Raw genomic sequence first — 11,989 nt, 5'->3', positions numbered from 1 at the left:
GGGACCACCTTCTACCAGCCGGTCAATCCGCTGCTCAGCGACTTCGGCCTCACCCTGAAGACCACCTCCGCCGCGACCCAGACACCCGCGCCGGTCTGTGCCCGTGCTATCCCTCAGCGAGGAGCGCGTAGGCGGTGGCGATGAACGGGTCCCGGGCGCGGAACCGCCGGGTGCACACGGCGGCCAGGGCGGTGTCGGTGTCGGGCCGGAAGCCCAGGAACGCCTGCTGCCCCAGGGTGGCGCCGCTGTGGAAGTACATGGGTCCGCCGTCCGTGGGATGCCGGAACCACCCCACCGTGTGCACGTGCCGGTGCCCCAGTCCGCGCCGCAGCACCGGCACCCGCACCGCCCGCAGCGCGCCGGCGGCCGGTGAGCGGGCCGGGTCGAGGTGGGCCTCGAGGAAGGTGAGCAGGTCGCCCGGGGTGGACCGGACGGCTCCGGCCGCCTGGAAGCCACCCGCGTCGAAGGGCGGGACGGGGGTGCGGCCGTCCTTGCGGTGTCCCACGGCGTCGGTCTCGGGCCCCTCCGCCCGCAGGGCCGTTCCGCCGAGGCCGAGGGCGCGCAGTACCTGCCCGGTGATCAGGTCGTCCCACGCGGTGCCGGTGGCCGCGGCGATCGCGTGGCCGAGGACGGAGACCCCGTAGTTGGAGTAGTGCCAGCGGGTTCCGGGGCGGTGCTTCGGCTCGTGGCGCAGGAAGGCGCCGGTCAGCCGCTCGGCGGGGTAGCGGGCGTAGGGGTTGGTGCGCCAGGCGGGCAGGCCCCGGCGCACGAAGTCGGCCGGCAGGGCGGGCAGCCCCGCCGTATGGGTGATCAGGTGCGCGAGGGTCACGGGGTGCCGGCCCACCGTCCGGCCCGGGTCCAGGCAGGTGGCCGCCGCCTCGCCGCCGGTCAGCACGCCGCGCCGGATCAGGCGCGTGAGCAGCAGCGCGGTGAACGTCTTGGACGCCGACCCGATCTCGTAGCGCAGGTCCTCGCGGGGGACGCCGGGCGGCGGGGCGGTGCCGCCGCCGTACAGGGTGCGCCGCCCGCGCCGGGAGACGGCGAAGACGACGTCGGGCGCGTCGGAGGTGTCCACGGCCTCGGCCAGCCGCTCCCGCAAGGCCGCCTCGTCGGCCGGTCCGGGCTCCGGCGGGGCGTGCTCCGCGTCCTCCTCGGTGGCGGGTTCGCCCGGCCAGGGCGTGCGGCGGCCCGTCACGACGCGGAGTGCGCCAGCTCGGTGAGGGCGCGTGAGGTGGCCAGCAGGGAGGCGAAGGCGGCGACCAGCGTCGGGTGGTAGACCACGTCGAACACCGTGTCGGGGTCGCCCTCGGGCATCGTGCGTACGGCGGGCATGGCGCCGTCGGGCTGCTGCGCGGCGGCGAAGCCCTGCCAGGCGGCCTCGTCGAGGGTGGGCCGGGGCAGGCAGGCGTCCACGACGAGGAGTTCGCCGAGCAGGTCCCAGCGCTGGAGGTCCAGCCAGTCGTCGATCCACACCGGGAGCCAGGTGGCGAGGTAGTCGGCGACGTCGGGCGGCAGGCCGCCGGGGTTCTCGCCCCAGTCGGTGAGGTGGAACACGGTGTGGGTGATGTCGTAGGCGGTGTGGCCCTCGACCGTCCACGGCTCGGGGGTGCCGGCCAGCCAGGTGGTGGGAATCAGGTCGGCCTCGGGCGGTCGGGCGGTCAGGCCGAAGCGGCGCTGGAAGGCGGACAGGCCCAGGCGCCGGGTCGGCGTCACCGGGAGGCGCGCCCAGCTGTCCAGCCGGTGGTTGAGGACCGTGGCGCGTTCGATGTCGGGCTGGCTGTAACCCAGCTCCTTGAACGGCAGGTACACCTCGAAGGGGACGGGCGAGAAGGGCTCGACGCGCTGGCCGCGCACCAGCATCCGGCCGCCGTCCAGGGTCTCGCGCCAGGTGTGGTCGAGCAGTTGGCGCGCGAGCTGGGACTGGCGGGATCCCGCGACGCCCTCGCGGAAGAGCACCGTGCAGATGAGGGCGAGTTCGCCGATCGGCTTGAAGCGTTCGAGGAAGCCGATCTCGGGGTCCACGTCCGGTTCGAGGCGGAAGCCGTCCCGGTGGGCCCACAGCCACTCCAGGGCACCGGCTCCGACGCGGTGGATCAGGCGGGTGTCCGTCATCCCGGCGCTCCTTGTCCGGCGTGCCGCGCCACGTCGCGCGCCGCGTGCCGCATGTCCGGCGGGCGTGCGGTGGCCGCCGTGGCGAGGGCCGCCGCGAACGCGGCCATCAGGGTGGAGTGGTAGCAGTCGGCGAAGTCGTAGGGGTCCGGTCCCGGGTCCGGTCCGGCGGCGTCTTGGGCGGCCCCTTCCTCGGGGACGGCGCCGGAGGCGGTCTGGGCGGCGGCGACCCGCTGCCAGGCGTCCTCCAGGACGGCCGGTTCCGGCGGGCGCGGCAGGCTCGCCGCGACGGCGAGCAGTTCGCAGCTCAGGTCCCACATCCGGGCGTCCAGGCAGGTGTCGAGCCAGGGCGGCAGCCAGTGCAGGAGGTAGTCCGCCAGGTCCGCCGGCACTCCCCCGGCCGTCCGTCCCCAGTCGGTGAGGTGGAACACGACGTGGGTGAGCGCGTAACCGGCCGCGCGTTCGAAGGTCCACGGTTCCGGCAGGCCGCCCAGCCAGGTGCGGCCCAGCGCCTGCGGCACGTCCCCGTGCGGGTCGATGCCACTGCGCCGTTCGGCCTCCAGCACGCCGAGGCGGCGGGTGGGGTACTGCTCGGTGAGCCGCCAGCCGCGGGTGCGGGTCAGCACCGCGGCGGACGCCTCGTAGCCCGGGTGCCTCAGCCCGGCCGACGCGAAGGCCGCGTAGACCTCCAGCGGGTAGGTGGCGAAGGGCTCCAGCGACTGCATGAGCGGGAAGAGTTCGCCCCGGTGGGTCTGCTGCCAGGCGAAGTCCAGCAGTTCGGACACGCGGGTGTGCAGCGGGTCCCCGGGCGGGGTGCAGCGGGACACCGAGGCGCAGACCTGGGTGAGTTCGCCCAGGGGCTTCCAGGTCCGGTTGACCTGGCCGTCGGCCGCCAGCGCGTCGTCGCCGAGCGCGAAGCGGTCGCGGTGGGTCCACACCCAGTCCAGTGCGGCCGCCTCGACGTCGCGGACGCTCACAGCAGCACTCCGGCCGGCATCAGCCGTGCCGCCTCCAGTTGCAGGGCCACCCGCGGGTCGGAACCGCCCATCAGGCGTACGAAGTCCAGTCCGGCCTCCAGGCCGAGGGTGTCCGGCACCCCGTCCAGGAGGGTGAGCCAGCGTCCGGCTCCGGCCGCCTGCTGCCAGTCGCGGCGGCGTACCGCCCGTACGAATCCGCGGGCCACGTCCACCGGACGGCCGCGTGCCACGCGGGTCACCGCGCACTCCTCGCCAGGCAGCGCGAGCGGGGCGAGGACGGCGAGCTGGTGGGTCAGGAACTGCCAGCCGGCGCCGTCGAGCCAGTGGGCGTCGGGTTCGGGGTCCGGCCCTTCGGCGGGCAGCGCGGTCAGGGGTTGTTCGGTCCGGCGCAGGGCGCGGGTCATGGCCCAGTGGCTCCACACGACGGTGGGTGCCGCGTCGTCGCGCGGCGGATGGGCCGCCACGGCGTCCTTGAACACGGCCAGTTGCCCGGGGTCGGGCGGGACGCGCAGCAGGACGCTGGGCAACAGGGTGTCGGCGCCCAGGACGCGTACGGCCGCACGGGCGACGCCCTCACCGGCGCCGCCTCCCGTCAGGGTGCTCCCCGCTCGCACGTGGTCTCCGCTCCGAAGAGCGGAGACCACGTCGGAAGCGAGGTCCAGCACCGTTCCCTGCAGGAGGGCCGATGTGCTCGACTGCTCCATTTCACGACTCCCGTCGGTCCGTCAGCCCTTCTTCGGGCGCGGGGTCGGCGGCGAGAGCAGGAGGCTGGTGCCTCCGGACTGCAGGGCGAGCGCGGCGCACTCGCGGCTGTCGCGGAAGACTCCGTCGGGCTCGGCGGGGTCGAGTGCCGCGTCGATGTCGATGTTCTCGGTGTAGGTGACTTCCTTGAGCACCTTGTCCTTGGAAGGCATTTCACCATCTCCCTCTGGTAGCCAAATGGCCTTCACCTCCAAGGGTGTCCGGTAAGTCCCAGAACATGCCTTTCTTCACAAAATTCTCGGAAGGTAACTCGTTCAACGAAACTCACACGCGCCGCAGGCGCCACACGTGGTCCTCCCGGAAACCCTCGACGCCGTCGGGCGAGACGCTCGGCCGGCGGGCGGTCCGACGGGTCTCGACGCTCCACTCCCCCTCGGGCAGGGCCAGTTCGGCGAGGACGCCGTCCAGGGTGGGGAAGGTGGCGTCGAACGGCGGTTCGGTCTGCCAGGAGGGCCAGCCGGCGTGCAGGACGACCAGCAGGGTGCCGCCCGGCGCCACGGCCCGCGCGGCGGCGCGCAGCACCGCCTGCTGGTCGAGCGCGACCGGGGACTGCAGGTAGTGGGCGCTCACCAGGTCGAAGGAGCCCGCGGGGAACGAGGGTCCCAGCTCGTGGCGTTCCCAGGCGACGCGGTCGCCGACCCCGGCCTCGGCGGCGTGCCCGGCGGCGCGTTCGAGGGCGGTGGCGGAGATGTCCACGCCGGTGACCCGCCAGCCGCGCGAGGCGAGCCACACGGCGTCCGCCCCCTCGCCGCAGCCGAGGTCGAGCGCGGTACCGGGCGCGAGGTCACCCGCCTCCTGAACCAGCAGCTCGTTGGGGCGGCCGCTCCACACGCGGCCGGCGTCGCGGTAGCGGGCCTCCCAGAACTCCGCGGCGGGAGCCGGCGCGGGGATGTCGTTCACAGTGCCTCCTGGGGCGGGCGCGGTCGTCTGCTCGGCGGGGCGCGCGAGAACCGCGCGCCCCGTGTGCAGGCTGCCCCGGCCGGTCAGGAGGCGCCAAAGATGTTTGCCGGATCGGCAAACCCGGCGTCGGCCGGGCCTCTCGTCAGCGCGTGAGCGCCTCCGCCCCACCGTCGGGGGTGTCGGTGCGCCCCCACGCCGCCCGGCGCGGGAAGGGGATCTCGACGCCCGCGTCGTCCAGCGCATCCTTGACCCGGCGGCGCAGCTCGCGGGTGATGCCCCACTGCTGGAGCGGCGCGGTCCTGACGGCGAGGCGCACCAGCACCCCGTCGGCGTCCAGGGACTGCACGCCCCACACCGCGAGGTCCTCGAGCAGGACGTCCGCGAGGTCCGGCTCCTCGCGCAGCGCGCGGCCGGTGTCCTCCAGCACCCGGTAGACGGTGTCGAGGTTCGCGTCGTGGGCCACGGCGACGTCCAGGACGGCGCGGGCCCACTCCTGGCTGTCGTTGCGGACCCGCAGGATCTCGCCGTTGCGGATGTGCCACGGGCCGCCGTTGAGGTCGCGCACCTGGGTCAGGCGCAGGCCTACGTGCTCCACCTCGCCGACGGCCTCACCGAGGTCGACCGAGTCGCCGACGCCGTACTGGTCCTCGACCATGATGAGCAGCCCGGACAGGTGGTCCGCGACCAGGCTCTGGGCGCCGAAGCCGATGGCCAGGCCGACCACTCCGGCGCCGGCCAGCAGCGGGCCGAGGGCGATGCCGACCTGGTCGAGCACCATGGCCACGCCGACCATGAACAGCACGATGGTCACGACGCTGCTGAGCACCGAGCCGATGGTGCGGGCCCGCTGTTCGCGGCGCTGCCGCGCCCGGGACCGGTCGCGGTGCGGGACGGCGGCGCCGCGGGCCGGCCTGCGCGGGCGGCTGCGCTCGGCCTCGCCCGCGGACGGTTCCAGGACCCGCTGGACGACCCGGGTGATGGCCCGCTTGGCCACCGCGCGCAGCACCAGCAGGATCACGACGATGAGCGCGATGCGCAGCGGTATCCCGATCAGTGCCGTGGTGTGGTCGCCGGCCCAGTCCGACCACGAGGCCGCCGGCTCCGGGTTCGTGGCCGGTCCGGCGGGCGGGGGGAGGTGCGACGTCGGCTCGGCTGCTCCGTTCCTCGGGGACGACTTGTCTGCCGTCGGGGCCGCTTACCCACGGGCCGGTCGAACATGACGGCTTTCACCGGCGCCCGCCTGGGCACCCGCCGGGAGTCGTCCCACAGCGGAAGGGGTCCGCCGCGTGGTTACCGTTGCCGTACTGCTCCTGCCCGGTCTGGGGCTGCTGTTGTTCGCCATGACGTCTCTGGAGGACCGGCTGTTCGGAGATCCGGCGCCGCCCCGGCACGCCCGGCGCCGCCACCTGCGCCTCCTGCCGGGCGGCGGTCGCGGCGTCGGCCACGGCGCCGGGCGGGACGCCGCCTGAGGCCGTCCCCGTCGCGCCGGCCCGCGCATGCGCGGACCCCGCCGTGCGGGCGCCCGTCCCGCCGGGCGATGCTGTCCCGGACGGGACACACGCGGCGCGGGCGAGGAGAGCGGATGGACGCCGGGGAACGGCACGACGCGGACGACGAGTTCGTCCGGTTCTGGCAGGAGCGCCGGGTGTGCTTCCTGTCGACGCCGCGGGCCGACGGGACGCCCCACCTGGTCCCGGTCGGGGTGACGTACGACCACGCCACCCGCACGGCGCGGGTCATCACCAGTCGGGACACCACGAAGGCGCGCAACGTACGGCGGGCCGCCGGAGCGGTCGTCGCCGTGGGCCAGGTCGAGGGCAGGCGCTGGTCCACGCTGGAGGGCATCGCGACCGTGCGGGACGACGCCGGGGCGGTCCGCGACGCGGAGACCCGCTACGCCGCCCGCTACCGGCAGCCCCGGGCGAACCCGGAGCGGGTCGTCATCGAGATCGACGTACGGCGCTTCCTCGGCACGGTGCGCCCCCTCGCCCAGCGTCCCGACGCGTGACGCCGCCCCGGGCCGGTCGGATCACCCCTGCCCCGCCCGGTCCCGGTGCCCCGGCCGTCCGGGCCACCAGGCGACGGCGCCGAGGTCGCGGGCGAGCGCCGGGACCAGCAGCGAGCGCACCACCAGCGTGTCCAGCAGGACGCCGAAGGCCACGATGAAGGCGATCTGCACCAGGAAGGCGAGCGGGATCACCCCGAGCGCGGCGAAGGTGGCGGCGAGGACGACCCCGGCCGAGGTGATCACGCCGCCGGTGGCGGTCAGCCCGCGCAGGATGCCCTCCCGCACCCCGTGGCGCAGCGCCTCCTGCCGGACCCGCGACATGAGGAAGATGTTGTAGTCCACGCCGAGGGCGACCAGGAAGACGAACCCGTAGAGCGGGACGGAGGCGTCCGTGCCGCTGAACCCGAACACGTGGGTGAAGACCAGCGCGGAGACGCCCAGGGTGGCCACGAAGTTCAGTGCCACCGTCGCCACGAGCAGCACCGGCATCAGCAGGGAGCGCAGCAGGGCGATCAGGATGACCAGGATGATGGCGAGGACCACCGGCACGATGAGCGTCCGGTCGTGCTCGGCGGTGCGCTGGGTGTCGTACTGCTGAGCCGTGTAGCCCCCGACGAGGGCGTCGGCGCCGGGGACGTCGTGGACGGCCGTCCTGAGCCGGGCCACCGCGTTCTTGGCGGCGTCGCTGTCGGCCGGCGCCCGGAGCGTCGCGTCGACGCGTACCCTCCCGTCGACCACCTTGGGTTCGCCGCCGCCGGGACGGCCCGACGCGGTGACCGGGACCGCCGAGGCGACACCGGGGGTGTCGCGGGCGGCCGCGAGGACCGGGTCCAGCCGGTCGGCCTCGGCGATGATCACGGCGGGGTTGCCGGAACCGCCGGGGAAGTGCCGTGCCAGCGTCTGCTGGGCGGCGACCGACGGGGTGTCGTTCACGAAGATCTCGTCCAGCGGCACGCCCTTGGAGGACAGGGTCGGCGCGAAGGCGGCACAGGCCAGCAGCGCGGCCAGGGAGACCGCCCAGATGCGGCGCGGGGCCCGGTCCACCCGTTCCGCGACCCGGTGCCACAGCCGGTGCCCGGCCTCCGGGTCACCGGTCCGTACGGGCCTGGCCGGCCAGTAGGCGGCCCGGCCGAGCAGCACCAGGACGGCCGGCAGGAAGGTGAGCGTGCTCAGTACGGCGCAGACGATGCCGATGGCGCCGACGGGCCCGAGCGCGCGGTTGTTGGTCAGGTCGCTGAGCAGCAGGGCCAGCAGCGCGAGGGCCACGGTCGCCGCGCTGGCCACCACCGCCCCCCAGGAAGCCCGCAGGGCGGCACGCACGGCGGCGAAGCGGTCCGGGTGCCGGGCGAGTTCCTCGCGGAAGCGGGCGGTGAGCAGCAGGGCGTAGTCGGTGGCGGCGCCGATGACCAGGATGGAGAGGATCCCCTGGACCTGCCCGTCCACGCGTACGACGCCCCGCTCGGCGAGCGCGTAGACGATCGCACAGGCCAGGCCGAGGGCGAAGACCGCGCCCAGGATGATGACCAGGGGCAGCAGGACGCTGCGGTAGACCAGCAGCAGGATCACCAGGACGGTGATCAGCGCGACCCCGAGGAGCAGTCCGTCGATGCCCGAGAAGGCGTCGGAGAGGTCGGCCTGGGAGGCCGCGGGACCGGCCAGCCGGGCCCGCGTGCCCGGCACCTGCCCGGCCGCGTCGCCGACCCGCTCCAGGACGTCGGGCAGCGCGTCGCCGAGGTCGGGCTCGACCTGGACGACGGCCTGGAGGGCCTCGCCGTCGTCGGAGGGCAGCGCGGGCGACGCCCGTCCGACGACACCGGGCTCGCCCTCCAGTGAGGCGATGGAGCGGGTGGCCTCGGCCCGGTGACCCGTGACGGAGCCGCCGCCGTCGGCGGTCCACACGACGATCACCGGGAGCGTCTCGTCCCGCTGGAAGGCCTTCTGGGCGTCGACGACCCGGGTGGACTCCGCACTGCGGGGCAGGAAGGCGGCCCGGTCGTTGGTCGCGACCTCGCCGAGTTTTCCGGCGTACGGCCCGAGCGCTCCGCCGATGCCGAGCCAGACCAGGAGCAGGGCGGCGGGGAGGAGCCGGCGGGCCCGCCGGGAGGGGGTGGACATCGGTGTCGGGTCTCCAGGTATGCGGGACGGTGGGAAAGTGACTCGATCATAAACAATCTCAATGATCGAGTTACTTCAGGACCGTCAAGACACACCGCGTGTACCCGAGGTCACTCCACGTATGCGGAACCGCCGGGAGGCTCAGCGCTCGTCCGACCGTACGAGGCCCAGCTCCTCGTTCATCGCCTTCAGGAAGCGGACCACGACCGCAAGTTCGTCGTCGTCGAAGCGCGAGCGGGTGGCGGCGGCGGCCTCGGCCAGCGGACGGAAGTACCTCCGGGCCGCTTCCCGGGCCTCGGGCACGTAGCGCAGGTGCACGACCCGGCGGTCGGCGCTCTCCCGGACCCGGCGCACGTGACCCGCACGCTCCAACCGGTCCACGCAGGCCGTCACCGCGCCCGAGGTCAGCCCCAGGTGCTCGCGCAGCCGCCCCGGCGTCATGGGCTCGGACGCGTCCAGGATCGCGGCGAGCGCCTGGACGTCGGTGGCGTGCAGGCCGTGGCCGCCGGCGAAACCGTGCACGAGGCGGTTGATCTCGCCGTTCATCCGCCGCAGTTGTGCGGCGAGGACGTGCAGGTCGCCCGCCTCGGGACCGGGGCCGGTCCCCCGCTCGTGCGCGTGCTGTCCGCGCTGGTTCGCTGTCGCCACGCGATCAGCGTATAGAAGGGTCGACCTGGGCCGGGACGCGTCCGCCGCGGCACGTGCGGGGGAAGGGGTCACGGTGACGACTGTCCCGCGAGCGACGGAGCCACATGAGCCAGGCAGACGAAGGACCCGGCCGGACGAGCGGCGAGGGCGGCGGAGCGGGCCCGCGCTGCCTGGTCACCGGTGCGACGGGATACGTCGGGGGCCGGCTCGTGCCGGAACTGCTCGACGCCGGACACCGGGTGCGGTGCCTGGCCCGCTCCCCGCACAAGCTGCGCGACCATCCGTGGGCGGGAAGGGCCGAGGTGGTGCGCGGGGACGTGACCGACGCCGACTCGGTGGCACGGGCGATGGAGGGCGTCGACGTCGCCTACTACCTGGTGCACGCGCTCGGCGCCGGCGGCGACTTCGAGGCGACCGACCGGCGGGCGGCACGCACCTTCGCCGAACGGGCCGCGGCGGCCGGCGTGCGGCGCATCGTCTACCTGGGCGGCCTGACCCCGTCCGGAGTGCCGGAACGGGAACTGTCGCCGCACCTGCGCTCCCGCGCCGAGGTCGGCCGCATCCTGCTGGCCTCCGGCGTGCCCACGACCGTGCTGCGCGCGGCGGTCGTCATCGGCTCCGGGTCGGCCTCCTTCGAGATGCTGCGCTATCTCACCGAGCGGCTGCCGGTGATGGTCACGCCCAGCTGGGTCCGCACCCGCATCCAGCCGGTCGCCGTCCGGGACGTGCTGCGCGCCCTGGTCGGCAGCGCGACCATGCCGGAGGAGGTCTCCCGGACGTTCGACATCGGCGGCCCCGACGTCCTCACCTACCGGGACATGATGGTGCGCTACGCCGAGGTCGCCGGGCTGCCCAGACGGCTGATCCTGCCGGTGCCGATGCTGTCCCCCGGGCTGTCCAGCCACTGGGTCGGGCTGGTGACGCCGGTCCCGGCGGCCATCGCACGCCCGCTCACCGAGTCGCTGCGGCACGAGGTGGTGTGCGGCGAGAACGACATCGTCCGGTACGTCCCACCGCCGCCGGGCTGCCCGCTCGGCTTCGACGACGCGCTGCGGCTGGCCCTGCGCCGGGTGCGCGAGGCCCGGGTCACCACCCGCTGGTCGTCCGCGTCCGTGCCGGGGGCGCCCAGCGACCCGCTGCCCACCGACCCGGACTGGGCCGGCGGCAGCCTCTACACCGACCACCGCGCACTGACCGTCGACGCGCCGCCCGAGGCGCTGTGGCGGGTGATCGAGGGCATCGGCGGCGACAACGGCTGGTACTCCTTCCCCCTGGCCTGGGCGGTACGGGGCCGGCTCGACCGGCTGGTCGGCGGGGTGGGCCTGCGCCGGGGGCGTCGGGACTCCGCGCGGCTGCGGGTCGGGGACTCGCTCGACTTCTGGCGGGTGGAGGAGATCGTCCCCGGGCGGCTGCTGCGGCTGCGCGCCGAGATGCGGCTGCCGGGGCTCGCCTGGCTGGAGATGTACGCCGAGACCGACGACGCCGGGCGGACGCGGTACCGGCAGCGGGCGCTGTTCCATCCGCACGGGCTGGCGGGCCAGGCGTACTGGTGGAGCGTGTGGCCCTTCCACGCCGTGGTCTTCGGCGGCATGGCCCGCAACATCGCCCGCGCCGCCGCCCGCGCTTCCCGGCCGTCCGGCCAGGGGCGCGACGGCTCGGGCTCCTGAAACCGGTGCGGCGGGCCGACCGTCAGGCGCGGGGGCCGTCCGGGCGGGATGTGTGGTCCGGGTGGTTCCGGGTCCGGCGGACCTCCTTCAGCTCCGCCTCGTACAGGTGGCGGCGGCCCGCGGCCAGGCGTGCCACCGCCTCCCGCTCCAGGTCCCGGAACGGCTGGTAGTACGTCCGGTCGTAGGCGTCGACGATCTGGAACGTCCAGTGGCCGGGGATGACGTTGCGGCCCAGGATCTCGGTGCGCACGCGCTCCGCCAGCTCCGGGTGCCCCGCGGCGCGCAGCAGCTCGACCGCGCGGTCGAGTTCGAAGTCCGCCGCACCGGTGTGCTGGTGGAAGGCGAACAGGTGGCCGCGGGCGCACTCGGTCGTCTCCAGCGCCTTGGACAGGGACCCGAGGGCCTCGACCGTCTCGTCGCTGACGCCCTCGGGGCGGCGGTGCGGGTCGTCGTCATCCATGGTGTGCCAGGGGGTCGTGGCCCCAGTTCATGAGCGAGTGCCGCCACCGGGTGTCCTCGACGTCACCCGACGGGCGCTGGGCCAGGTGCCGGCGGACGTAGCCGACGACCTTGCGCATGTGCTCGTAGTCGTCGTCCGAGAGGTCGCCCTTGTTCTTGTGCAGGATCTCGACGATCCGGCGGCCGGACGCGTGCCCCACGGACTCGCCCCCGTCCTGGTGGTGCCCGGCGTCCCGCGACTCGTCGGTGTCGAGCCACCGGTCCAGTTCGGCCGGTGTCATGTTCACCAGGTCGTGGAAGGCGTCCCGGGTCTCGTCCTGCTCGTCGCCGTCCATGACGCCTCA

At 74.5% G+C, this 11,989-nt stretch carries 14 protein-coding genes; 3 read left to right on the top strand and 11 right to left on the bottom strand.

All coding sequences use genetic code 11. The features are described from left to right. Positions 1–106 precede the first annotated feature (106 nt). The 7 genes from ACZ56V_RS20250 to ACZ56V_RS20220 form a co-directional block, all read right to left on the bottom strand. Positions 107–1,195, bottom strand: coding sequence for a serine hydrolase domain-containing protein (locus ACZ56V_RS20250; RefSeq protein WP_468943981.1), 1,089 nt, complete (start codon positions 1,193–1,195; stop codon positions 107–109). Further along, entirely contained in the window at positions 1,192–2,112 is a 921-nt protein-coding gene (locus ACZ56V_RS20245) for a DUF6895 family protein (RefSeq protein WP_398918431.1), read from the bottom strand. The genes ACZ56V_RS20250 and ACZ56V_RS20245 overlap by 4 nt, the downstream gene beginning before the upstream one ends. After that, positions 2,109–3,086, bottom strand: coding sequence for a DUF6895 family protein (locus ACZ56V_RS20240; protein ID WP_398918433.1), 978 nt, complete (start codon positions 3,084–3,086; stop codon positions 2,109–2,111). The genes ACZ56V_RS20245 and ACZ56V_RS20240 overlap by 4 nt, the downstream gene beginning before the upstream one ends. Further along, on the bottom strand, positions 3,083–3,790 hold the full coding sequence (locus ACZ56V_RS20235) for a hypothetical protein (protein WP_398918435.1): 708 nt from the start codon (positions 3,788–3,790) through the stop codon (positions 3,083–3,085). The genes ACZ56V_RS20240 and ACZ56V_RS20235 overlap by 4 nt, the downstream gene beginning before the upstream one ends. A gap of 21 nt (positions 3,791–3,811) precedes the next feature. Next, positions 3,812–4,000, bottom strand: a complete 189-nt coding sequence (locus tag ACZ56V_RS20230; protein WP_398918437.1) for a hypothetical protein — start codon at positions 3,998–4,000, stop codon at positions 3,812–3,814. 112 nt (positions 4,001–4,112) lie between these two features. Next, on the bottom strand, positions 4,113–4,748 hold the full coding sequence (locus ACZ56V_RS20225; RefSeq protein ID WP_468943976.1) for a class I SAM-dependent methyltransferase: 636 nt from the start codon (positions 4,746–4,748) through the stop codon (positions 4,113–4,115). A 142-nt stretch (positions 4,749–4,890) separates the two neighbouring features. Beyond that, positions 4,891–5,766: a mechanosensitive ion channel family protein gene (locus tag ACZ56V_RS20220; RefSeq protein ID WP_468943973.1), complete on the bottom strand. Its 876-nt coding sequence runs from the start codon at positions 5,764–5,766 to the stop codon at positions 4,891–4,893. Positions 5,767–6,034: 268 nt separating this feature from the next. Between ACZ56V_RS20220 and ACZ56V_RS20215 the strand changes: the two genes are divergently transcribed. Then, a complete protein-coding gene (locus ACZ56V_RS20215; protein WP_467382271.1) occupies positions 6,035–6,217 on the top strand; it encodes a hypothetical protein in 183 nt (60 codons plus the stop codon). Between the two features lie 113 nt (positions 6,218–6,330). Beyond that, positions 6,331–6,756, top strand: a complete 426-nt coding sequence (locus ACZ56V_RS20210; RefSeq protein ID WP_468943970.1) for a TIGR03618 family F420-dependent PPOX class oxidoreductase — start codon at positions 6,331–6,333, stop codon at positions 6,754–6,756. A 21-nt stretch (positions 6,757–6,777) separates the two neighbouring features. On the opposite strand, the gene ACZ56V_RS20205 is transcribed toward ACZ56V_RS20210, so the two are convergent. Both ACZ56V_RS20205 and ACZ56V_RS20200 read right to left on the bottom strand, forming a co-directional pair. Then, positions 6,778–8,871 (bottom strand): MMPL family transporter, encoded by a 2,094-nt coding sequence (locus ACZ56V_RS20205; protein WP_468943967.1) that lies wholly within the window; start codon positions 8,869–8,871, stop codon positions 6,778–6,780. 141 nt (positions 8,872–9,012) lie between these two features. Beyond that, positions 9,013–9,519 (bottom strand): MarR family winged helix-turn-helix transcriptional regulator, encoded by a 507-nt coding sequence (locus tag ACZ56V_RS20200; RefSeq protein ID WP_468943965.1) that lies wholly within the window; start codon positions 9,517–9,519, stop codon positions 9,013–9,015. A gap of 104 nt (positions 9,520–9,623) precedes the next feature. Between ACZ56V_RS20200 and ACZ56V_RS20195 the strand changes: the two genes are divergently transcribed. Then, positions 9,624–11,186: an SDR family oxidoreductase gene (locus ACZ56V_RS20195; protein WP_467382265.1), complete on the top strand. Its 1,563-nt coding sequence runs from the start codon at positions 9,624–9,626 to the stop codon at positions 11,184–11,186. 22 nt (positions 11,187–11,208) lie between these two features. On the opposite strand, the gene ACZ56V_RS20190 is transcribed toward ACZ56V_RS20195, so the two are convergent. After that, positions 11,209–11,646: a hypothetical protein gene (locus ACZ56V_RS20190; RefSeq protein WP_398918445.1), complete on the bottom strand. Its 438-nt coding sequence runs from the start codon at positions 11,644–11,646 to the stop codon at positions 11,209–11,211. Next, entirely contained in the window at positions 11,639–11,980 is a 342-nt protein-coding gene (locus tag ACZ56V_RS20185) for a DUF3140 domain-containing protein (protein ID WP_467382263.1), read from the bottom strand. Before ACZ56V_RS20185 ends, ACZ56V_RS20190 begins: the two co-directional genes overlap by 8 nt. Positions 11,981–11,989 lie beyond the last annotated feature (9 nt).

This window comes from Streptomyces sp. NPDC034099, assembly GCF_055575415.1.
This window is presented reverse-complemented; position numbering and strand designations above follow the sequence as displayed.

Bases quoted from the DNA above. Each gene is read 5' to 3' on its own strand.
- ACZ56V_RS20230 (WP_398918437.1), bottom strand. From the start codon at position 4,000: ATGCCTTCCAAGGACAAGGTGCTCAAGGAAGTCACCTACACCGAGAAC.
- ACZ56V_RS20245 (WP_398918431.1), bottom strand. From the start codon at position 2,112: ATGACGGACACCCGCCTGATCCACCGCGTCGGAGCCGGTGCCCTGGAG.
- ACZ56V_RS20185 (WP_467382263.1), bottom strand. From the start codon at position 11,980: ATGGACGGCGACGAGCAGGACGAGACCCGGGACGCCTTCCACGACCTG.
- ACZ56V_RS20210 (WP_468943970.1), top strand. From the start codon at position 6,331: ATGGACGCCGGGGAACGGCACGACGCGGACGACGAGTTCGTCCGGTTC.
- ACZ56V_RS20235 (WP_398918435.1), bottom strand. From the start codon at position 3,790: ATGGAGCAGTCGAGCACATCGGCCCTCCTGCAGGGAACGGTGCTGGAC.
- ACZ56V_RS20190 (WP_398918445.1), bottom strand. From the start codon at position 11,646: ATGGATGACGACGACCCGCACCGCCGCCCCGAGGGCGTCAGCGACGAG.
- ACZ56V_RS20195 (WP_467382265.1), top strand. From the start codon at position 9,624: ATGAGCCAGGCAGACGAAGGACCCGGCCGGACGAGCGGCGAGGGCGGC.
- ACZ56V_RS20205 (WP_468943967.1), bottom strand. From the start codon at position 8,871: ATGTCCACCCCCTCCCGGCGGGCCCGCCGGCTCCTCCCCGCCGCCCTG.